At 34.3% G+C, this 22734-nt stretch carries 21 protein-coding genes; 10 read left to right on the top strand and 11 right to left on the bottom strand.

Annotated elements, in window-relative coordinates; translation table 11 throughout:
• Positions 1–41: 41 nt before the first annotated feature.
• The 4 genes from CDH49_RS05880 to CDH49_RS05895 all read left to right on the top strand — a co-directional run bounded on the left by CDH49_RS05880 (position 42) and on the right by CDH49_RS05895 (position 7356).
• Positions 42–2492: an ABC transporter permease gene (locus CDH49_RS05880; RefSeq protein WP_100614530.1), complete on the top strand. Its 2451-nt coding sequence runs from the start codon at positions 42–44 to the stop codon at positions 2490–2492.
• A 30-nt stretch (positions 2493–2522) separates the two neighbouring features.
• Positions 2523–4967, top strand: coding sequence for an ABC transporter permease (locus CDH49_RS05885; protein ID WP_100614531.1), 2445 nt, complete (start codon positions 2523–2525; stop codon positions 4965–4967).
• Between the two features lie 92 nt (positions 4968–5059).
• Positions 5060–6760 carry a GMC oxidoreductase gene (locus CDH49_RS05890; RefSeq protein ID WP_100614532.1) on the top strand — a complete coding sequence of 567 codons (1701 nt, stop codon included), beginning with the start codon at positions 5060–5062 and terminating at the stop codon, positions 6758–6760.
• Between the two features lie 2 nt (positions 6761–6762).
• Entirely contained in the window at positions 6763–7356 is a 594-nt protein-coding gene (locus tag CDH49_RS05895) for a gluconate 2-dehydrogenase subunit 3 family protein (protein WP_100614533.1), read from the top strand.
• 118 nt (positions 7357–7474) lie between these two features.
• Here CDH49_RS05895 and mnmE read toward each other — a convergent pair whose 3' ends face one another.
• A complete protein-coding gene (gene mnmE, locus CDH49_RS05900) occupies positions 7475–8863 on the bottom strand; it encodes a tRNA uridine-5-carboxymethylaminomethyl(34) synthesis GTPase MnmE (protein ID WP_100614534.1) in 1389 nt (462 codons plus the stop codon).
• A 353-nt stretch (positions 8864–9216) separates the two neighbouring features.
• Between mnmE and CDH49_RS05905 the strand changes: the two genes are divergently transcribed.
• Positions 9217–9639 carry a hypothetical protein gene (locus CDH49_RS05905; protein ID WP_157805275.1) on the top strand — a complete coding sequence of 141 codons (423 nt, stop codon included), beginning with the start codon at positions 9217–9219 and terminating at the stop codon, positions 9637–9639.
• On the opposite strand, the gene CDH49_RS05910 is transcribed toward CDH49_RS05905, so the two are convergent.
• From CDH49_RS05910 to CDH49_RS05930, 5 genes are all read right to left on the bottom strand, one after another.
• Positions 9628–10461 (bottom strand): CvfB family protein, encoded by an 834-nt coding sequence (locus CDH49_RS05910; protein ID WP_100614536.1) that lies wholly within the window; start codon positions 10459–10461, stop codon positions 9628–9630. The two genes, CDH49_RS05905 and CDH49_RS05910, sit on opposite strands and share 12 nt — an antisense overlap.
• A gap of 128 nt (positions 10462–10589) precedes the next feature.
• Positions 10590–10928, bottom strand: coding sequence for a DUF2853 family protein (locus tag CDH49_RS05915; protein ID WP_100614537.1), 339 nt, complete (start codon positions 10926–10928; stop codon positions 10590–10592).
• Positions 10929–10997: 69 nt separating this feature from the next.
• Positions 10998–12758, bottom strand: coding sequence for a 2-succinyl-5-enolpyruvyl-6-hydroxy-3-cyclohexene-1-carboxylate synthase (menD, locus tag CDH49_RS05920; protein ID WP_100614538.1), 1761 nt, complete (start codon positions 12756–12758; stop codon positions 10998–11000).
• 50 nt (positions 12759–12808) lie between these two features.
• Positions 12809–13930: a chorismate-binding protein gene (locus tag CDH49_RS05925; protein WP_100614539.1), complete on the bottom strand. Its 1122-nt coding sequence runs from the start codon at positions 13928–13930 to the stop codon at positions 12809–12811.
• Positions 13931–13933: 3 nt separating this feature from the next.
• Entirely contained in the window at positions 13934–14359 is a 426-nt protein-coding gene (locus CDH49_RS05930; protein WP_100614540.1) for a PaaI family thioesterase, read from the bottom strand.
• Positions 14360–14490: 131 nt separating this feature from the next.
• On the opposite strand from CDH49_RS05930, the gene CDH49_RS05935 reads away from it, so the two are divergent.
• Positions 14491–15069 (top strand): GNAT family N-acetyltransferase, encoded by a 579-nt coding sequence (locus tag CDH49_RS05935; protein ID WP_100614895.1) that lies wholly within the window; start codon positions 14491–14493, stop codon positions 15067–15069.
• 13 nt (positions 15070–15082) lie between these two features.
• On the opposite strand, the gene CDH49_RS05940 is transcribed toward CDH49_RS05935, so the two are convergent.
• Positions 15083–15409 carry a DMT family transporter gene (locus tag CDH49_RS05940; RefSeq protein WP_100614541.1) on the bottom strand — a complete coding sequence of 109 codons (327 nt, stop codon included), beginning with the start codon at positions 15407–15409 and terminating at the stop codon, positions 15083–15085.
• Between the two features lie 124 nt (positions 15410–15533).
• Positions 15534–16520 carry an aldo/keto reductase gene (locus CDH49_RS05945; protein WP_100614896.1) on the bottom strand — a complete coding sequence of 329 codons (987 nt, stop codon included), beginning with the start codon at positions 16518–16520 and terminating at the stop codon, positions 15534–15536.
• 135 nt (positions 16521–16655) lie between these two features.
• Here CDH49_RS05945 and CDH49_RS05950 point away from each other — a divergent pair, with 135 nt between their 5' ends.
• Together CDH49_RS05950 and CDH49_RS05955 are read left to right on the top strand one after the other, a co-directional pair.
• Positions 16656–17015, top strand: a complete 360-nt coding sequence (locus tag CDH49_RS05950) for a hypothetical protein (RefSeq protein ID WP_100614542.1) — start codon at positions 16656–16658, stop codon at positions 17013–17015.
• 21 nt (positions 17016–17036) lie between these two features.
• Positions 17037–17456 (top strand): thiol-disulfide oxidoreductase DCC family protein, encoded by a 420-nt coding sequence (locus CDH49_RS05955; protein ID WP_100614543.1) that lies wholly within the window; start codon positions 17037–17039, stop codon positions 17454–17456.
• 2 nt (positions 17457–17458) lie between these two features.
• Here CDH49_RS05955 and CDH49_RS05960 read toward each other — a convergent pair whose 3' ends face one another.
• The 3 genes from CDH49_RS05960 to aroC form a co-directional block, all read right to left on the bottom strand.
• A complete protein-coding gene (locus tag CDH49_RS05960; protein WP_100614544.1) occupies positions 17459–18289 on the bottom strand; it encodes a sulfurtransferase in 831 nt (276 codons plus the stop codon).
• A gap of 10 nt (positions 18290–18299) precedes the next feature.
• Positions 18300–19745 carry a dicarboxylate/amino acid:cation symporter gene (locus CDH49_RS05965; protein ID WP_100614545.1) on the bottom strand — a complete coding sequence of 482 codons (1446 nt, stop codon included), beginning with the start codon at positions 19743–19745 and terminating at the stop codon, positions 18300–18302.
• Positions 19746–19914: 169 nt separating this feature from the next.
• Positions 19915–20976: a chorismate synthase gene (aroC, locus tag CDH49_RS05970; RefSeq protein ID WP_100614546.1), complete on the bottom strand. Its 1062-nt coding sequence runs from the start codon at positions 20974–20976 to the stop codon at positions 19915–19917.
• Between the two features lie 194 nt (positions 20977–21170).
• Here aroC and CDH49_RS05975 point away from each other — a divergent pair, with 194 nt between their 5' ends.
• Together CDH49_RS05975 and CDH49_RS05980 are read left to right on the top strand one after the other, a co-directional pair.
• The gene (locus CDH49_RS05975) at positions 21171–22010 is read left to right on the top strand and encodes a UDP-2,3-diacylglucosamine diphosphatase (RefSeq protein ID WP_100614897.1); all 840 of its coding nucleotides are present in this window, start codon (positions 21171–21173) and stop codon (positions 22008–22010) included.
• A gap of 221 nt (positions 22011–22231) precedes the next feature.
• On the top strand, positions 22232–22726 hold the full coding sequence (locus CDH49_RS05980) for an outer membrane beta-barrel protein (protein ID WP_100614547.1): 495 nt from the start codon (positions 22232–22234) through the stop codon (positions 22724–22726).
• Positions 22727–22734: the final 8 nt, after the last annotated feature.

The raw sequence follows: 22734 nt of genomic DNA on the forward strand, positions 1-22734 counted from the left end.
ATCAATAATCGTAATCGGTCAGTTTACCAATAAACCATGACATGCTATTTAAAATACTAAGGGAATACATTCGTAGAATTACGCGCAATTATAAAATATATGCTGTTTCCATTTTAGGAATGAGCATAGCCATCATTGCATCTTTTCATATATATCATTTTGTATATAAAGAGTTGAGTGTTGATGCGTTTCATACTAAGCGTGAGGATATATATAGATTGGTAACTAAATATCCCAATAGCAATACTAGAAGCGTACAGACGTATCCTTCTTTAGGAGGATTATTGAAGGACAATTTACCAGAAGTCAATGATTTTACCCGTATTGTGCCCAACTCTATTATCTATCTAATAATTAATGATAATAAGCAAGATGAGGAAGTATTGTTTGCTGACCCTTCCTTCTTCGACATATTCGATTTTAAGTTAAAACAAGGTGATGTAGGTAAGTTTAAAGAGAATATAAATGGTGTTGTAATTTCCGAAAAGAAAGCCAAAGAGCTTTTTGGCAACAAAAATCCTATAGGAGACTTTATTGAAATCAATAGGAACGGAAACCCAGAAAATGAAAAGTTGGAAATTATTGCCGTTATGGAGAATATTCCAGAAAATTCAACAATTCAAACGGATTTTGTTTTAAATATCTCCAAAGACAATATTGTACATTATACTACCATTAATGAAAAGGCCAAATGGTCTGTAGCGTTCACCCATTTATATGTTTATGCCCCAACCATAACAGATACTAAAAACTTTACCAACAGAGTAACAGATGTTTTATTTGAAGAGTTCAAAAAGTCCAGAGGTGGTGGAGCTAATTTAAACAAGGCAAATTTTCAATACGACGCACAACGGTTAGACACCATTTATTTTGATTCAGCTGATGTTACCAACCAAACAAAAATAGGGTCACGGCAATTTGTTAATATTTTGATTCTGGTAGGGTTCCTAACGCTCTTATTGGCAGTATTTAATTATATCCTCATGAATTTAGGTCTTAATTTAAACCGTGTTAAAGAATTCAAAACCAAACGGTATTTAGGGGCTTCAAAATTTAACATTTATGTACAGTTACTATTAGAGTCCTTAATCAATGTCTTGATTTGTTTTGTCTTAACACTGCTTACATATCCTATACTAAATGAATTTATTAAAAATCTTATTGGATTTGAATATAATTTATCAGTGTGGCATGACAAAACGCTACTTCTATCCTATTTAACAATCATAATCTGCATTGGTTTTATCACTGGAACACTAGAATTTATACTATCACATAGAGCAATTTTTACAGCAGATAAAGAAAAAGGTGTTAATTGGACCCATTCATGGATTTCCAAAAAAGTGATGATTGGTTTCCAGTTGTTTTTATTTATAGGTTTAACTATGTGTATTTTATTTGTTAAAAAACAAATTAATTATATAGAAACAAAAGATTTAGGATTTGATAGTGAAAATGTTGCTACCATTAGTCCTTATGGTTTTAATGAGGTTGTAATAAATGAATTAAAATCCAAAAGTTATGTGAATGCTATTTCCATTGGTGATATATTATACCAATACAGCTCCTTTATTTTAGAAGATGTAAAAATTAAAGACTCTCAAAACGAATTACAAGCCATGGTCATTCGAGGGGATACCAACTATTTAAAAACTTATAACTTAAAATTACTGCAAGGTAGAAATATAAAATCTTCAAAACCGGCAAAATACGCTCCCTATATCCAAGTTGGAGGTTCTATAGAAAAAACAAATGATTTAATTGAAGTTTTGGTAAGTGAAACGTTTGTAAATAAAGCAAATTTAAAAAGTCCATTAGGAACTGTTTTCGAATCAAACAATATTAACAATGCTGTCATTGTTGGTGTTTTTAAAGATATACACAATACATCATTATATACACCTATAAAACCAGTTGTAATAGGTTTTGGTTTTAATAGTTTACCCATAGGTATGTTTCAGATTTCGTATGATAAGACTTATGAAAAAGATTTAAAATCATTTTTAAAAGACCTTTATCTAAAAAATGGGATGACTTATTTTGACAGAATAGAGGATAATTTACTGTCTAAAGTTGACTTTAAGGATATTTACAAAAAAGAACTCCAGCTAAAACGCCTTTTGGAAGCATTCACGGTCATTGTATTATTTATATCCTTGTTGGGCATGATAGCCATTAGCCTATTCATTACCGAAAGTAAAACCAAAGAAATAGGCATCCGTAAAGTTAACGGTGCCACCATAAATGAGATTATGCTCATGCTTAATAAAGACTTTATGAAATGGGTAATCATTGCCTTTATAATCGCGGTTCCCATCACCTACTACATCATGAGCAAATGGCTGGAAAACTTTGCCTATAAAACTAGTTTAAGTTGGTGGGTTTTTGCTTTGGCTGGTGGATTTACTTTGGTGGTGGCTCTGCTGACTGTGAGTTGGCAAACCTATAAGGCAGCAAGTAAAAATCCGGTGGAGAGTTTAAGGGATGAGTAATACTTGGCAGAAATAAAAATATGAAAAGATATGCTATTCAAAATATTAAGAGAATACATCCGAAGAATTACGCGCAATTATAAAATATATGCGGTTTCCATTTTAGGAATGAGCATCGCCATCATAGCGTCTTTTCATATTTATCATTTTGTATATAAGGAAGTGAGTACCGATGCCTTTCATACAAAACGGAAGGATATTTATAGATTGGTTCAAAAGAACACTAATACAAATACTATTAAAAGAAGTGTTTTACCTAAACCTTTGGGAGCTTTATTAAAAGAGACTATGCCTGAGGTTGAAGATTACACAAGAATCTTGCCTGATAGAATAATGAAATTAACGTTTGATGATATTTCTTTAAAAGACAATGTCTCTTATATAGATGCTTCTTTTTTCAATCTGTTTGATTTTAGTTTAAAACTCGGCTCTGTTACACAGTTTGATAACACCCCTAACGGATTAATAATTTCAGAGAAAATTGCAGATAATTTCTTTAAAGAAGAAAATCCAATAGGTAAACTCATCACCGTTAACGAAGAATATAACACTGAAAAAATAGAACTGCAAATTGTTGGTGTTTTAAATGAAATTCCACAAACATCTACTATCCAAGGAGATTTTTTTATCAACTTTAAAAACATTGATAAAAACCCAAATACCGATGGCAGTAATGAGACATGGGTTACAACAGTGGGTGGCGCACTATATGTTTACGCACCAAAATTAACAGATGGTTTAAGCTTTTCTGAAAAAGCAGGTAATCTTCTTTATCAAAGAATGGAATCCTCATATCGAATTGTTGTGGGAGAAGAAACGAATTTTAATGCTCATTATTCGTTAGATCTTCAAAGATTGGATGTCATTTATTTTGATTCCACAGATATTGTCGACCAAAAAAGAAAAGGCGATTTGCAGTTTTTATACATTATCATTTTAGTTGGTTTGTTAACGCTCTTTTTAGCGACTTCAAACTACATCATTATGAATCTTGGCTTGAATTTAAATCGTGCCAAAGAATTCAAATTAAAACGTTATTTAGGAGCTTCTAAAGCAACTATTTATACCCAACTCATTGTAGAATCTTTATTGAATGCTGGTATTTGTTTTGTATTGACACTGCTAAGTTATCCTATTATAGGAAAACTTATTTCTGATCTTATTGGTTTTGATTATCGACTATCTTTAATAGATGATGGCCTATTATTAATCACTTATTTTTCAATCATTCTACTTATTGGTTTTATAACTGGGAGTTTAGAGTATCTTCTATCATATAAAGCAATTTTTATTGATGATGAAAAAGGAGAAATCAATAAAGTGAATTCATGGTTTTCAAAAAAAGTCATGATTGTTTTTCAGTTGTTCCTGTTTATAGGCTTGGCTATATGCATATTGTTTTTAGGAAAGCAGGTAAATTTTATGCAAACAAAAGATTTAGGTTTCGATACGGAAAACGCCGTGAGTTTTTCAACTTTTAATCATAAAAGTTTGAAATCTTTTTTGGATTCTAAAAGTTATATAAAAGCAACGTCTTATTCAGATGGCCCGTTTACACCCATCTTGAATCTTGCCAAGCTAAATAATGCTAGAACTAATGAAACAATAGAAACAACATCAATGTATGGGGATTCTGAATTTTTGGAGGTTTACGGCATGGAACTCATGTATGGTGAAAACTTTGCATATGTAAATCCTGAAACCAGAGAACCATCAAAAAGACCTGAATCGGGTTTTGGCAAGACCGTTTTTGATGTTTTGGTTAATGAGGAGTTTGTAAAAAAATCAAATTTAGAAAACCCCATAGGGGAAATTTATAAATCTGGCTCTAACGAATATATTATCAAGGGCGTTTTTAAAAATATTTACAACTTACCTATGTATTATCCTATCCAGCCCTTAATGGTATTGGAAAGGGATTTTGATGGGTGGTATTATGGTTCTTTGTCGGCCTCGTTTGTTAAGGGCAATAAAAAGCAATTGGAAAGTGACTTGAAAACCTTTTTTGTAGAAAAAGGCAAAGATTTATTGCTGTTGGATGATATTATTTGGGATTATGACTATAACGACATTTATAAAAAAGAACTCCAGCTAAAGCGACTTTTAGAAGCGTTTACGGTTATTGTATTGTTCATTTCCTTATTAGGTATTGTGGCGATTAGCCTATTTATAACCGAAAGTAAAACCAAAGAAATTGGCATCCGTAAAGTCAATGGAGCTACCATCAAAGAAATTCTAATCATGCTTAATAAAGAATTTGTTAAGTGGGTGCTAATTGCCTTTGTAATTGCAGTTCCCATTACTTATTACATCATGAGTAAGTGGCTGGAAAATTTTGCCTATAAAACCAATTTAAGTTGGTGGGTTTTCGCTCTCGCTGGTGTGTTTACTTTAATAATTTCTTTGCTAACTGTGAGTTGGCAAACCTATAAAGCTGCAAGTAAAAACCCTGTGGAGAGTTTGAGGGATGAATGAGGCTTATCAATAATTCATATTGGAATTTTTTTAATAATTTTAAGAATCACTTTTTTATTCATTATTTTAGTGCCACAAGCGATACATAATACATGGCAAATTTCAACATTGACGCAAAAAAAAACATGGTCTATGACGCCATCGTTATCGGATCTGGTATCAGCGGCGGCTGGGCTGCAAAGGAACTTTGTGAAAAAGGCCTTAAAACCTTAGTCCTCGAACGGGGAAGAATCGTTGAACATGTGGTTGATTATCCAACCATGAACCTTGATCCATGGGATACAGAACTACGAGGTGGACTCACCCCAGAGGAAAAAGAGAAGCATTACAAAAACATCCGGTCAGGCTGGGTGGACAGGGAAACCGAACATTTCTGGGCAGATGATGCTGCAAATCCATATACCGAAACAAAACCTTTTTTATGGCTGAGAGGTCATCAAATGGGAGGCAAATCCCTGCTATGGGGAAAGCAAACCTACCGATGGAGCGATCTTGACTTTGAGGCTAACCTCAAAGATGGCAATGGTGTAGATTGGCCCATAAGATATAAAGACATGGAGCCTTGGTACACCTATGTTGAAAAATTTGCAGGTATCAGTGGTGAAGCTTTGGGACTCCCACAATTACCTGATAGTCATTTTCTACCGCCTATGGAATTGAATTGTGTGGAAAAACATGTAAAAGAAAGGATAGAAAAAGAATTTAAAGGCAGGCATATGATTATTGGTAGAGTGGCGCACCTCACTCAGCCTCATAATGGCAGAGGACAATGCCAGAATAGAAATAGGTGTAGCAGAGGCTGCCCATATGGTGCCTATTTTAGTAGTAACGCAGTCACCTTACCACCGGCGAATGCCACGGGCAATCTGACCATTAGGCCGTATTCCATCGTACAGTCGTTGATTTATGATGATAAGAAAGAAAAGGTAACTGGAGTAAGAATCATTGATTCCGAGACGAACGAGGCCATAGAATACCATTCAAAGATTGTTTTTGTAAATGCCTCTACATTGAGTACAACACAGATTTTAATGAATTCAAAGTCGACCAGATTCGAAAACGGATTAGGAAATGATAGTGGTGAACTAGGACACAATTTGATGGATCATACCTATAGGGTTGGAGCTATGGGCAAGGTAGATGGTTTTGATGATATGTACTATAAAGGGAGAAGACCCAATGGCATCTACATTCCTAGGTATGTGAATATTGATAAAGACAGTAAATCGGATAAATTTCTGCGTGGTTTCGGTTTTCAAGGTGGTGGTTTCCGTGGTGGCAATCCTGCTAATATAGAATCGTTTGGTGCTGATTTCAAGGAAAGTATCTTAAAGCCAGGTCCTTGGGAATTTTTCATTACCGGTTTCGCAGAGTGTTTGCCATATCATGATAACCAAGTAACCTTAAATAACAATGTTTTAGATAAATGGGGTCAGCCTACGTTATCTATTGATGCCGAGTTCAAGGCAAACGAAAAAGCGTTAAACAAGCAAATACAAGAAGATGCCCTAGAAATGCTTCAAAAAGTAGGCCTAAAGGATGTCCTCGGTTTCGATAACGAACATCCACCTGGTTATGGCGTACATGAAATGGGTACAGCACGTATGGGTCGGGATCCAAAAACATCCGTATTAAATGGGTTTAATCAGGTACATGCTGCCAAGAACGTATTTGTAACCGACGGTGCTTGCATGACCTCATCGTCATGTGTGAACCCTTCATTAACGTATATGGCACTTACCGCTAGAGCGGCAAACCATGCCGTTTCCGAATTAAAAAAATTAAATCTTTAAGCATGGACAGAAGAAAAGCAATACAACGAACGGGCCAATTGGCGGTAACTACCCTGTTAATGCCATCTATGCTATCACTACTCCAATCGTGCAAAAAGGAAAACAGATTAGATTGGCAGCCTGAATTTTTAAAGGAGGAAGAAGCCAAAACCATATCCACTTTAGTAGATATAATACTTCCTCGTACTGAAACACCAGGGGCATTAGACGTAAAAGTGGATATATTTATTGATAAGGTAATAGCACAAACCTATGATGCTACTGAGCAAGAAATTATCAGAGCAGAAATTGCCGCCTTTAATGCAGATTGCGAAAAGACATTCGGAAATATATTTATAGATTTGAACAAAACAGATCAGATCAAAGTATTACAGGAAGCCGAGACCAATTCTGGAAAAATCAACCCTGGGGTTTGGGGAGCTTCCGTTGGTGAACAAAAGCCAATCGGTTTTTACAGAACTATGAAATCGATGGCCATATGGGCTTATTTTACTTCTGAGGAAATAGGTAAAAACGTATTGAGCTACGACCCAGTTCCAGGTAACTATGAGCCGTGTAAACCACTCTCTGAAATAGGCAATCGCTGGAGTTTATAGTCGTCTGAAATAAGTCCAAACATTTTAAATCTTATAAAATTGGATTTGGGTTTATAAAACACCCTAATCCGTTTATGGATGTTTCAATAAAAATGGAACAATTGTGAAAAACCTTAATCTATTTGCCGATGCAAAAATTAGCAAAAATGTTACCCAGTAAATCATCATTGGAAATTTCACCAGTAATTTCACCAAAATAATACAATGCCTGTCGAATATCAATAGCTAATAAGTCGCCAGATAAACCGGATTCCAGTCCATGTTTAACTTTTTCAATTTCATCCAATGCTTTTAATAAAGAATCGTAATGTCTTGAATTTGTTATAATTGTGTCATTATTTCTTAAAGCCCCTGTATTGACAAAACTTAATAGTTTATCTTTTAATTCATCAACCCCAGTGCCTTCTTTCGCAGATAATAATTCAAGATTTGAGATTTGAGATTTGAGATTTGAGATGTCATCTTCTGATAATTTATCTATTTTATTGGCAAGTATAATAAGTGGTTTTTGTGGATATTTATTTTTAATCTTTTCTAATTCAATCTTAAATTGCGACCCCAATGTTTTAAATTGTGTACTATCAAACAAATAAACAACAACGTGGGCCTGATCAATTTTTTCGAAGGTTTTTTTGATACCAATGCTTTCTACCACGTCTTTCGTTTCCCGAATGCCTGCGGTATCAATAAATCGGAATCCCATCCCTCCTATGGAGATTTCATCTTCGACAGTGTCTCTTGTAGTTCCTGCAATTTCAGAAACGATAGCTCTTTCTTCATTTAAAAGCGCATTTAAAAGTGTTGATTTACCAACATTTGGTTCGCCCACAATCGCTACCGGAATGCCATTTTTAATGACATTTCCAACAGCAAAGGAATCTATCAATCGTTTTAAAACAAAGCTGATGCGTTCCAGTAACTCTTTAAATTTAGTTCTGTCCGCAAACTCAACATCTTCTTCTGCAAAATCTAATTCCAATTCAATTAAGGATGCGAAATTTAATAGTTCTTCCCTTAATTTAGCGATTTCAGATGAAAAACCGCCACGCATTTGCTGCATGGCTATTTGATGTGATGCTTCATTATCACTTGTTATTAAATCGGCTACCGCTTCCGCTTGGCTTAAATCCAATTTTCCATTTAAAAAAGCGCGTAAGGTAAACTCCCCAGCCGTAGCCATTCGGCAACCATTTCGCAAAAATAATTGAATGATTTCTTGTTGAATATACTTAGAACCATGACATGAAATTTCAACCACATCTTCACCTGTATAGGAATTCGGATTTTTAAAAACAGACACCAGAACTTCATCAATAGTTTTATTGCAATCCATAATATGCCCTAAATGGATGGTATGGGTTTTTTGTTTAGCCAAAATCTTTTCTGAAACCGATCTAAATTGTTTATCAGCAAAATGGATGGCATCTGCACCCGATAATCTTATAATGGCAATGGCGCCTGCGCCAGAAGGTGTTGCTAAAGCTACTATGGTATCTTGAAGTATCATGGGGCAAAAGTAAATATAATTAGCTTAAATGATATGGGCTTTTTGTAAAACCTAAACCTTAAAAATAGATGGATATTTTATCATAACTTATTAAAAAATAAATACTTAAGTAAGTATTTAGCGTTTTTACGAAATATTTTTCTTTCTTTTAAACTTATTTAACAAATTGGTAACATTAAAAAAAATGATGTAAATAGCTTATTTTTATGTATTTATGATTGTTTTATTATATTATTTATACATTTTTTCAAATGATTTTAATAAAATAATGATTAATCAATAATAATTTGACGTCTCTTTATAATACTTCATTTGGGTGGTATATTTGCACTCCCTTTTAAAAAATGAAACTTATGTCTATAACAGAGACCCCTCTATATCAGAATGTTAAAAGTCATGAAAAAACAAGTTTAGGTAATCTTTTCTTTTTTGAAAATTACATAGTTGCAGAGTTTTTTGAAGGTGTGGAAATTAATTATAACAATTTTGAAACTGTTAGAGAATTAATTAAAGAACATTTTGGAAATGACAGTTTCGGACTTATTAGCAACAGAATAAACTCATATTCCATCGTTATTACTGATGCGCCATTATTTAATCAATGTGAAAGTCTGAAAGCGTATGCTACGGTAACCTACAGCCTATTTGCTGAACGCGTATTTAACGTTGAAAATTATTTTTTTAAATTCAATAAGCAGAATTTTAATTCATTAACAGATGCTAAAGTTTGGGTTGAAGACACTTTAACCATACATACCCGGCAATCACTTAACTAAATAAATACCGTCTGGTTTTATATCAACTAAATGTTGTTTATATAAAGTGCCGACCGCCTTTTTGAAGTTTTTCTTACTCATTTGAAGTGTATTTTTAATAACTTCTGGGTCAGTTTTATCTGTTAAATTTAAATACCCACTATTATCTTGTAACTCATTCATGATTATTTGGGCATTGGGTTCTATATTTCTATAACCTACTTGACCTAGTGAAATATCCAACTTATTGCCCGGTCTTATTTTTTTAACCACACCTTTAAGGCGGTCACCAATACTTAAATCCGTAAAAATATTGTCTTTGTAAATCAAGCCTAAATGCTTTTTGTTGACAATCACGTTCATGCCAATATCAGAGGGATGGGAAACGATTAAATCGACTTCTTCAAATTCTTTTACCGTAAGTTCTTTATTGTCCAAAAACTGATTGGTTTTACTGGAAGCTACCAGCCTATCTGATTTTTCATCTAAATAACAATGTACCAAATACCAACCACCTTTCTTCATAGGAAAGGCTTGTTCTTTAAAAGGACAAAACAATTCCTTTACCAATCCCCAATCCAAAAAAGCACCATAATCAGTAACTTGGCTGCATCGCAATAAGGCATAATCATCCCGCTTTACATAAGGGAAGTCTGTAGAAGCAACTGGACGCTCTTCGTTATCCAAATAAACAAAAACATCAATTTTATCCCAAATTTTAAATGATTCTGGAACATATCTATTTGGTAAAAGCACTTCATTATTTTCATCATCCACTAAATAGACGCCGTGATCTGTTTCTCGAAGTATTTCTAAGGTGTTTATTTGTCCTAAATGTATCATGCCGCAAAGGTATAATATTAGATTGAGTTTTATTTACCTCAATAAAATTTTAAAAAAACTAAAAAATCCAACAAAAAAGCATTACCAAACTTTAGTAATGCTTTCAATATATCTTGTTAAGATTGGGTTTAGTAAACCGATTCTTTTTTAAAGTGTTTCACTAATAAATAGTACACAACAACTCTGTATTTATTACGATTGGATTTTCCATATGTTTCCATAATAGCATCAATGCCTTTATCTAAATCCGGACTATCTTTTAATCCCAATTTTTTGATTAAAAAATTACTTTTAATCGTTTGAAGTTCAGAAGCATCAGAACCTGACACAGTTGATGAATCTGCATTATATATGGAAGGTCCACAACCAATTGTTACTTTGGTTAGTAAATCCATGTCTGCCATTACACCACATTTTTCCTTTAAATCTGCTGCGTACTTAGCGATAAGTTCATCTCTTTTACTCATAATAAATATTTTAAGGTTAATGAATTAGTTGGCTAAATATAAGGCTTTTAAAACAAAAAATATTATGTTCTAAGTTATGAAATTGAAATATTCCAAAAGGATTTCGTCATTAAGCGTACGTGGGGTGAAAATTTCTAACAGTCGTGGATTTTCTGAATCTGAATAAAACGTTTGCATTTTACTTTTTATTTGTAATTCTGTTTTTGCAGTTACGTATTCAATGCCATACATTTTACATAAATGTTTAGCTGATAAATTATGTGTTGTTTCAAAAAAACTATCAAAATTTTCGCTGTTTTTATGACCTGGTAATATTCTAAAAATACCACCGCCTTGATTATTAACAACAATAATCCTGAAATTTTTAGGGATGTAATTATTCCATAGTGCATTGCTATCATAAATAAAACTCAAATCGCCCGTTATAAAAACGGTTGGCTTTTTACTAACTACGGCACATCCAACAGCTGTACTAGTACTGCCATCAATACCACTTGTACCTCTATTGCAATACACTTCTAAGGTTTTATCAATGTTGAATAACTGTGTGTAGCGAATGGCAGAACTATTACCTATCTGCAAAATATAGTTTTTTGGCACGGACTTTAATACAACCTCAAACACTTTTAAATCACTAAACGGAATTTGCGCTAAATATTGTTTGTGCTTTTGCAACCGTTTTTGTTTTACTACTGCCCAAATATCTCGATAATTGCTTTTTACATAATGTGTTATTTTAGGCAACAACGCTTCAAAAAACTGATTTGGTGTTGCTTCTATATGGTTTGTCAAACAAAAAAAAGTGTCGTTTGCTAACTTTTTATCAATATGCCAATGTTGTTTGGGTTGGTGTTTTCTCAAAAATGTCTTTATTTTTTTTGATACTATTAACCCGCCAAATGTTATTAATATATCTGGCTTTAACTGTTTTTGCTCTTCTTTTGTAAGTGGCGCAATCAGCTGGTCTATGGAAGGGAAAAAACTCTCATGGTGCAAGTTGGATGTGGTTTCTGTAAATACAATAACACTATTGTCTTCAGCCAATTCATTTAACCATTTTTGTTCCACTTCATTTGGATTACAAACACCTACCAAAACCATTTTTTTAGCAGCCGAGTTCCAATCCTCTAAACAACTTTGGATAATATAAGAATCAATAGGCTTGTTTTTTAAAACAATGTTCTCTGATTTTGGAGATACAGTTAACTTTCCAACCGTTTCATACAAAGGTTCGTCGAACGGAATGTTGATATGAACAGGGCCCTTGTTAATGATGGCATAGTTTATAGCTTCATTAATTTCAATTTCGTTGTGTGTTTGAATATCCTTTTGAAAACCTAGGAAACGTTCCAGCTTATCTTCTATATTTTTCATCATAGGTAATTCCTCATGCTCAGGGATGTTGTTTTCATCCTTAACATCCAATTTTAAATTGGAAGAAAATAGAATATGGTTTTCAAATACATTTTTCTGGTTTATGGTTTGTCCATCTCCAATGCCAATTAAATGTTTAGGCCTATCGGCAGATAGTACCACCAAAGGAATATCACTGTAGAACGCCTCAGAGATCGCTGGATAATAATTCAACAGAGCACTTCCAGAGGTACAAAGGACAGCGGTAGGTTCTTGTAATTTTTGGGCTATTCCTAAAGCAAAAAAAGCAGCACTGCGTTCATCTACAATACTATAACATGAAAAGTAAGGATCATTTGTAAAGCCAATTGTTAAAGGGGCATTTCTGCTGCCCGGTGAGATAACAATATGCTTAATTTTCTTTGCTTTACAAAGTTGAATAACCGTTTGCGCGAGAGGAATTTTTGGGTAAATCATGTTACAACTAATCTAAGCTACAAAAGTAAGAAATAGCAAGTTAAGAAAACCTATTGCAAAATATTTTTAATAATCTTTGATTTTGAAACGGTTTCCTCCCACTCTGCTTCGGCATTGGAGGTTTCGGTAATACCACCTCCAATATAAATATTGGCATTTTGCCCTTGAATTTGCATGCACCTTAAATTTACATAGAGCTGTGTACTCTTTTTTGTCATGGCATAAGCGCGGTTTTCTATGTTTTTTTTAGAAGCTCTTGGAGCCATAATCATCTCAAAATTTAGCTCACCTAAAAATCCCGTATAAAAATCTCGGTTATACTGTTCGTTTCCTAGAATAAACGTTTTGGCGGCCGACTTGGGTAAACCACAAACTGCAGGCGTTGGATGTAAATCGAAAATAAGTTGTTTCAAATTAGATGCCTCTGGTTTTAACTGCGCAGAAATCATGGTTCTTAAATGGAGTAAATTACCCGCTTTAACCGTTTCGGTTTCAGAAACCTTTAAATTTTCGACAGATGGTTTTAAATGCTCAAGAATAAAATCGGTTACTATTTGTTGCTCATTAATTTCCTTGTCCTTCCAAACCACTTCTGTCGTACCATTATAATCTTGAGTTCCAGCCAATGACATGATGGAAAAACGATTACCTTCTATTTTCAGTAATGTTTCTGGTGTGGCACCTAGCCATAACCCTATTTTTGGGTGGTACCAGCAATAAACAAATGCCGATGGATACGTATTTAAAAGCCTTTTGAAAATAGAAATTGGATCGCTTACCGAAAGTGGAACGGTTTCTTTTCTTGATAAAACAACCTTGGTAAATTGATTGTTCTTTACCGCTTGAACACCTTTGTTGATAAGATTGATATGATTTAATTTCTCCTCAGCTGAAGCGTCTCTTGCTATATATTCCGATTTATTTTCAGCTACAGTATTAATGGTTACTTCTAATTGCTCAGAATTATTTAAAGGCATTAAAACCGTTCTTTCATTATCATTGAATGGGGAAAACACAAAACCTATTTCAGAAAAAGTTTCAGCATTACATAGGGTGTCATCATACTGAAATATGCCTTTAACGAGTGCGCTATTGGGTTTTCGGTAGGCAACAAATGGCAATGCGTTTTGATATTGGGTTTCAATACGCTCAAAAAAATCTTCCAAAACCATTAACTAATTATTTTTTGGTAATGAAATGGTCGATAATTTACAAACGGCAATTAAATTATCGGCTTCATCCGTCACACGGATGTCCAATAATTGTGTGGTTCTTCCTTTATGGATAAATGTAGCTTTGGCATATACAAACCCTTCTTTAATACTTTTAATATGATTTGCTGTAATTTCTATTCCACGCACAAAAAATTTCTCGGTATCAATAAAAATATGCGATGCAAAACTCCCCACACTTTCTGCCAAGGCTGCTGTAGCGCCACCATGCAATACCCCATCGGGTTGGTGCACTCTAGAATTTACAGGCATTTTTGCCACCAAAAAATCAACGCCATAATCAATCACCTCAATTTGCAGGGTTTCCATCAAGGTGTTTTTACTGGCTGCATTTGCTTTTGCAATAACAATTTCTTTAGTTAATGACATAAAATATTGTATTTTTAATCATGTTTGCAAAAGTACAAAATGACGAGTGAACCTAGTAAAAAATCAGTGTAAATAATAACAGATTCCTGCCTACGCAGGAAATCAAAGATTCGACGAAGTCAATGACAACCATGAAAGTACCAACTCTAGAAAACCACCGTGTAAAATTGTCGCTTTTAGATTTAAGCAACTATAAACACTTAAGCCACATTGCCCAAGAACCTCATTTATTACAATACTCGCCCAGCAAAATTGATACGCCCGAAGATTTAAAAGAGTACGTACAAACAGCCGTTGATGATTATTACCATAGAACCGCCATTCCTTTTATTGTGTTTGATAAAGACGCCAACGCTTATGCTGGTTGTACCCGTTTCGGATTTATAAATTGGCAAAACAAAGTGATGCATATTGGTTGGACATGGATTGGCAACCAATTTCAAGGAACTGGTTTAAATATGCACATGAAGTTTTTAATGCTGCAATATGCATTTGAAACATTGGAATTTGATAAAGTAGAATTTCGGGTTGATGAACGTAATATACGCTCCAGAAAAGCGGTTGAAAAACTAGGCGCTACATTAGAAGGCATTTTACGAAAAGACATCTTACTAATAGATGGTTTTAAACGAAGTAGTTGTTGTTATGGTATCTTAAAAGAGGAATGGCCCGCTATTAAAACGACTGTTTTTAAAGAGTTTTATTCTTAATAGAGGTCAAAATTCAATTTGAAACCATTTTTAATCCAACTATGGAAAGTATTAAAGTGGTTATGAAAAATAGTCTTAAAAACGTGGCAGGTTCTTTAAATACCAAAATTCCGACCAAAACGGTCCCGACGGCTCCAATGCCTGTCCATACGGCATACGCTGTCCCTATTGGCAACGTTTGAGTGGCCTTCATTAAAAGTGCCATACTGATAGCGAGGGTTACAATAAAGCCTACATACCATAAATACATGTCGTTTCCAGTGGTTTCCTTGGTTTTCCCTAAACAGAAAGCAAATGCGACTTCAAATAATCCTGCAACAATTAAAATAATCCAATTCATTTTATAGTGGTCTTGAGGTTGCTTTTCTCTTAATTATAAGAGGATTTAATATTATTTGTCAGTTCGATCCATTATTACTTCGTAGTATCATAAAAATAAACCGAACTGACTTTAGTGTAAACAATTAATACCCACCACGAATATGAGTGTGTACCTGTGTTTTGTACAACTCTATCAAAGCGCTATGCACTTCTGGAGACAAAGCCTGTAAACTAGACACCTCGGCATTCGAAATCACTTGCTTTGGCGAGCTTGCTCCTGGAATGATGGTGCTAACAGCTTTGTGGTCTAATATCCAACGTAACGCCAGTTGTACCATAGTTAAGTTATTGGGCAATACATTGTTTTTTATTTGCTCTACCAATTCCAAACCTTTTTCAAAAGGCAAACCTGCAAAGGTTTCACCGACGTTAAAAGCGTCACCATTTCTATTAAAATTTCTGTGGTCATCTTCTGCAAACCTTGTGTTGTCATCAAACTTACCTGATAACAATCCGCTTGCCAATGGCAATCGTACTATAATGCCCACGCCTTTTGCTTCCGCTTGCGGAAATAATTCGGTCACCAACTTTTGCCTGAAAATATTAAAAATAACCTGTAACGATAATAAGCCTTCTTGTTCCATACACACCAGACCTTCTTCAACAGTTTCCACACTCGCACCAAAATGTTTGATGAGTCCTTCCTTTTGTAAATCGCGAAGCCAATTAAAGACGGCACCGTCTTTTAAATAGTGTGGTGGTATGCAATGTAATTGCAATAAGTCTAAAGAGTCCACACCCAAACGCTTCAAAGAACCTTCAACCGTTTGACGCAGAACATCTTTTGTGTATTTATCTGGAAACGCATTTCCTGCCCTACCAAATTTGGTGGCGACACGTATTGGGGCATCACAGGTTTTTAAAAACTCGCCTATCAAGGTTTCACTTTTTCCGTCTCCATACACATCGGCCGTATCAAAAAACGTGATGTCATTTTTAACGGCTTCATTTAAAATATCAAAAGCGGCATCCTTTGAGATATCGATACCCCAATTGCCACCTAATTGCCAACAGCCTAAACCCACTTCACTAACATTAAAACCGTTAGTTCCCAATTTTCTTGTTTTCATAAATAATTTAATATGTGTATTAATAATAATTAACAACTTTTAATCGTACAAAAAGCTTATCAAAACGAAATTATAAAGCTTTCAAAATTAAAAATTATAGTTTTAACTTCTTAATCAGACCTAAATATATAAACTATGAAACCATTAATGGTACTTTTATTAATATTCTTTGGTGGCACTAAAATCTGTAATGCGCAATTTATTTCAGGAGATGATAAATTGCATTTTGGTGCTGGCGCATTGATTTCTGCTACCACTTATGCGATGACTTACAGCATTACTAAAAATAAGAAAAAGGCTTTTTGGTATAGTTTAGGAACATCAACCCTTGCCGGTTTTGCCAAAGAAGCTTATGATGGCACCCAAGAGAATAATAAATTCGACACAGGCGAAATGATAGCGACCTCTTTAGGTGGACTAACAGCTGCTGTTACAATAAATTTATTTGTTGGAAACCGAAAAAACAAGCACGTATCGTTTGTTCCTGTTGAATAGCCAAAGTTGTATCTTTGGAATATGGAACTGAATCTCCCACACAACAAAAAACTAATCCTTTTTGATGGTGTTTGCAACCTATGCAATGCGTCGGTACAATATATTATAAAGCATGACAAAAAAAACGTGTTTCTTTTTGCGGCTTTGCAAAGTGACCTTGGGAAACAAATTATTGAAGCTTATGGTATTGATACCAATAAAACAGATTCCATTTTACTTTATACGCCAGAAAATGGCATCTATTACAAATCGACTGCCGCTTTAAAAATAGCTCGCCATTTAGGATTCCCAATAAATGTAATGGGTACTTTTATCATTATACCAGCGTTTATTAGAAATTGTGTCTATGATTATATTGCCAAAAACAGATACAAATGGTACGGCAAAAAAGAGAGTTGCATGATCCCTACACCAGAACTTAAAAATAAGTTTTTAGGATAGAACTAATCCTTGACCAAGCTACCCCATTCTGTCCACGAACCATCATAAACCGAGATATTTTCATATCCTAAAATAGTAGCTCCTAAAGCTAAAACGCAGGCCGTAATACCCGACCCACACGAAAAAATAAGTTTATCTTCTTTGTTCGCTAACATGTGAAATTTAGATTCCATAGTTTGCTTTGGTATCAATAGATTATCATTTAGCAAATCCTCGTAAGGTAAGTTCATGGAATTTGGTATGGTCCCCATTCGTAATCCAGCTCTTGGTTCTGGTTCCAAACTTTTGAATCGGGCTTCCGATCGGGCATCAATAATAGTATGGCTTTTTGTTTTTGATGCTATTTTAACATCATCAAAAAATGTCATCAATTCAGGTTTGCACTTCCCTACAAAATCTCCTTTTTTTATCGGTTTACTGGTTTTTATTTCTGTTTTATAGCCTGACTTAATCCATTCGGGCAGTCCGCCATCTAAAACGGCTACATTGTCATGACCCATGGCCTTAAAAAGCCACCAAACTCGTGCACTGGAATAAATCCCTTTATCATCGTAAACTACAATAGCACTATCTTTATTTATTCCTAATTTTTGTGCTTCCTTTGTGAATTGCTCTTCGGACGGAAAGGTTGTTGGAAATGGTGCCGATGTATCACTAAAAGCATCTTTTAAATCAAAAAAACGCGCATTTGGTATTTGGACTTCTGAAACAGCCAAAGATGGATTAACGACTTTTTTTATTGAACCATCCAGAATAACTAAATTATCAGCATTTAAATGGCTAAAAAGCCATTCAACTGAAACAGTGGGGTTTTTAATTAAAAGTTTCGACATTGCATTATTTTTAAGATTCTAAATCAAATGTTTCTGATGGGTTTTCAGTAGTTTCATAATGAAGCATATTTTCACCATCAGCAATGATGGAACACACAATAGAATCTCCCGTAACATTAACAACCGTTCTAAACATATCTAAAATCCGATCCACTGGAAAAATAATGGCTATCCAAGCTGGATTTAACCCCACGGAATTTAAAACAACAATAAGCATAACCAATCCCGCACTTGGAACAGCTGCCGATCCAATAGATGCTAAGGTCGTGGTTAGCACAATGGTTAATTGTTGACTAAATGTTAAATCTATCATGTGCAATTGCGCCAGAAAAATAACAGCCACAGCTTGATACAAGCTCGTGCCATCCATATTTACGGTGGCCCCAATCGGCAATACAAAACTACTGACTTTTTTATCCACACCTAAATTCTGTTCTACACATTCCATAGTTACGGGAAGTGTTGCTGCACTACTGGACGTTGAAAACGCTAAGGTTTGTGCTGGTCCCATGGCTTTAAAAAACCCTAAATACGGTATTTTTTTTACGAATAACTTTAAAATTCCTGGATATACCACAAAAATCATGAGCAATAAACCAATTAAAACAGTTAAGGAATACCAGCTCAATCCTTTAAAAATCTCTATAACTTTCCCTATATCATTTCCTGCCATTTTACTAACCACACCAGCTAGCAGTGCAAACACAAAAAATGGTGCTGCTTGCATCACTAAATCGACCATTTTTAAGAACACTTCATTAATGCCATCAACTAAATTTAAAACTGGTTGTGATTTGTCTTTGTCTATAAAAAGTAAGCAAACTCCAAAAAACAAGGCGAAAAATATGATTTGGAGCATGAGTCCATTATTGGATAACGCAGCGACAAAGTTCTCTGGAACTATATCAACCAATGGTTGTAATGGTGATACTTGCTCCTGTTTTTTAGCATTTTCAATTTTATCGGAAACCGAAACTTCGCTCAGTTGTGAGTTTGATAGTTTAGAAATGTCTTGAACTCTATCTTTTAAATTGGGGTCTTTTAGATAATTGATACCATCCTTAATCTCATGCCCTTGGGAAGTTGCCCAAATTTCATAATGTATTCTGTTATCAATTCTACTGTTGTCATCTATAAGTTTGCCTGGTTTTAAGGTATTAACCAGCAACAACCCTAAAGAAATTGCCATAATGGTCGTAAGAAGATATATAAGCAAGGTTTTTCCTCCCATGCGTCCTAAACTAGCAGGATCGCCAATATTAGCGACACCTCCTATGATAGAAAACAACACTAACGGAACAGCAATTAATTTTAAAAGGTTTATGAAAATAGTACCAAATGGGTCTATCCAGTTAATGGTAAAAGCACTCCATCCTAAAGAACTGGAAAGCAAGGCCCAAATAATCCCCAGAACCATTCCTATTAATATTTTCCAGTGTAGTGCCAATTTTTTCATATCCTGAGTCTTGAGGTTAGTAGTATGCTGACTAAGATATTAATAAATACTGAAATCTATTTTTTCAACGGCTCAATATTTTTATGAAAAATACCATCCTTTAAGTAGATTCCTGCCTGCGCAGGAAATCGAAGATTCGGCGAAGTCAATGAAAAAAAAGAAATAACTATTAGTGATATAGCTTATTGATTAAATAAAAATCCGCCAAAACCAAAGCTGCCATAGCTTCTACAATAGGCACCGCTCTTGGCACAACGCATGGATCGTGACGACCTTTACCGTGCATATCCACCACATTTCCTTGATTATCTATAGTTTCTTGACTTTGCATAATGGTTGCTACAGGCTTAAAGGCTACATTAAAATATATATCCATACCGTTACTAATGCCTCCTTGAATACCACCTGATAGGTTGGTTTTAGTAGTTCCATCTGCATTAAAAATATCGTTGTGCTCGCTACCTTTCATTTTAGAACCCTCAAAGCCACTACCATATTCAAATCCTTTAACAGCATTTATGGATAGCATGGCTTTGCCAAGTTCTGCATGCAGTTTATCAAAAACAGGTTCGCCCAAACCAACTGGTACATTTTTAATAACACATCCTACAGTACCTCCAATGGTATCGCCTTCTTTACGGATTTGCTTAATTCTTTCAATCATTCTTTCTGCGGTTTCCGCATCAGGACAACGCACAATGTTTGATTCGGTAAGAGAAAAATCGAGTTCGTTAAGTGGTTTATTCAGAGTAATATCACCTACTGATGATACGTAAGCGTAAATTTCAACCTCTTTTAGAAGTTGTTTAGCAATGGCACCCGCCACAACACGGCAAACGGTTTCCCGTGCAGAACTACGTCCACCACCACGATAATCACGCACGCCATATTTTTTATCATAGGTGTAATCGGCATGACTGGGACGATACACATCTTTTATGTGTGAGTAGTCATGGGATTTCTGATTGGCATTTTCAATAATAAAACCAATGGGCGTTCCTGTTGTTTTACCTTCAAAAATTCCGGATAAAAAAGTAACTGTATCTGGCTCTTTACGTTGGGTCACAATTTCTGATTGTCCCGGTTTTCTTCTGTCCAATTCATTTTGTATGGCATCCACATCAATATCCAATCCAGATGGACATCCATCAATAACACCTCCTAAAGCAGCACCATGAGACTCACCAAATGTGGTGAGATTAAACAGTTTTCCAAAAGAATTTCCAGCCATAAATTATTTTTTTTGCTAAAGTAAATCTAATATTAGAGATACAAAAATGAAATTAAAAAAAGACCCATAATTAAAACCCAAAAAGTAAGGCATAACAATTATATAACCATATACATATAAACAGTTAATTTAAAATTAAAGATTAAGTAATGTTATTATGCTTACTTTGAAAAGAACGATAAAACATACACTTGATAATTAAACGTAAGCTTGAGATTGTTGTTATTTCCGATGTACATCTGGGAACGAATGCATGCCACGCCAAAAAGTTGCTCAATTACCTAAATTGCATTACTCCAAAAAAACTAATTTTAAACGGTGATATTATTGATGCTTGGCAATTTAACAAACAGTATTTTCCTAAGCAACATCTTAAAATCATCAAGAAAATTATGGATATGGCAGCGGACGGTGTTGAAGTTATTTACATAACTGGAAACCACGACGACATACTACGGAAATTTACAGGCACTACCATAGGCAACGTCTCTATTGTCGATAAAAAAGTCTTAGACATTGATGGCAAACAAGCTTGGTTTTTTCATGGGGATGTTTTTGATATTTCCATTAAAAACGCGAAATGGCTAACCAAATTGGGAAGTTATGGATACAATATGCTCTTGTGGTTAAATAGATTGTCTAACTTAGTTTTAGAAAAGCTAGGAAAAGAAAAATACTCGAAATCAAAAAAAATAAAGAATAGTAAATCTAACTCTTCCAAGGTTATCTATACATTTGAAAAAGTGATTTCTAACCTTGCTATTGAAAACGGTTACGATTATGTGATTTGTGGACACATACACCATCCCAAAATGGAGATAAAGGAAACTAAAAAAGGACAAACCTTATATATGAATTCTGGTGATTGGATGGAACATTTCACTGCATTGGAATACCAGTTTAAGCGTTGGAAACTTTATCATTACAATAAAGACAAGCTAGCACCTTTTTTTGTTGATGAAGATGTGAGTGACTTACAAATAAAAGATTTAATAGCTGCCATTACTATCTTTAAACAAACGAAACAAATATAAATTCATTTTCAATTAATATATTTCTTTTCCCAATTGACACTTTACTATTTTGTTAATCAAATCGTTAAACAGTCATAATGTGTCACGCTTTCATAATTATATACATTTACGATGTTTAATCTGAATTTTAGCATTATTTTTGTAGTTGTATAACGAATAATAAAATCAAGTCCTTTTTATTATTTCAAACGTATATACTCAAAAACATAAAAACTTAAATTATGAAGAAATTACTTTTATTATCCATTACACTATTAGGTTTTGCATTTTCATCAAATGCGCAAGAAATTTCAAAAAATGCTCTTGGTCTAAGATTAGGTGATAGTGATGGCTTTGGTGCCGAAATATCATATCAACGCGGACTAGGGGACAATAACCGATTGGAATTAGATCTTGGATGGAGAGATGGTAAAAACTATGATGGTTTTAAGCTTGCTGGTTTGTATCAATGGGTATTTCCTTTAGAAGGAAATTTTAACTGGTATGTTGGTGCAGGTGGTGGATTAGGCTCTTTTAGTGTTAATAATCCTAATGGAAATGATGATTTTAGTGATACCTTTTTCTTCCTTGCTGGAGATATTGGTATAGAGTACAATTTTGACATCCCATTATTACTATCATTGGATTTTAGACCAGAATTAGGTTTTGGAGATGATCGATACAATAACAACGATTTAGATTTTGATATTGCTTTAGGTATTCGTTATCAATTCTAAAATTTGAA

The organism is Confluentibacter citreus (assembly GCF_002807055.1).
GTDB classification, from domain to species: Bacteria; Bacteroidota; Bacteroidia; order Flavobacteriales; family Flavobacteriaceae; genus Confluentibacter; species Confluentibacter citreus.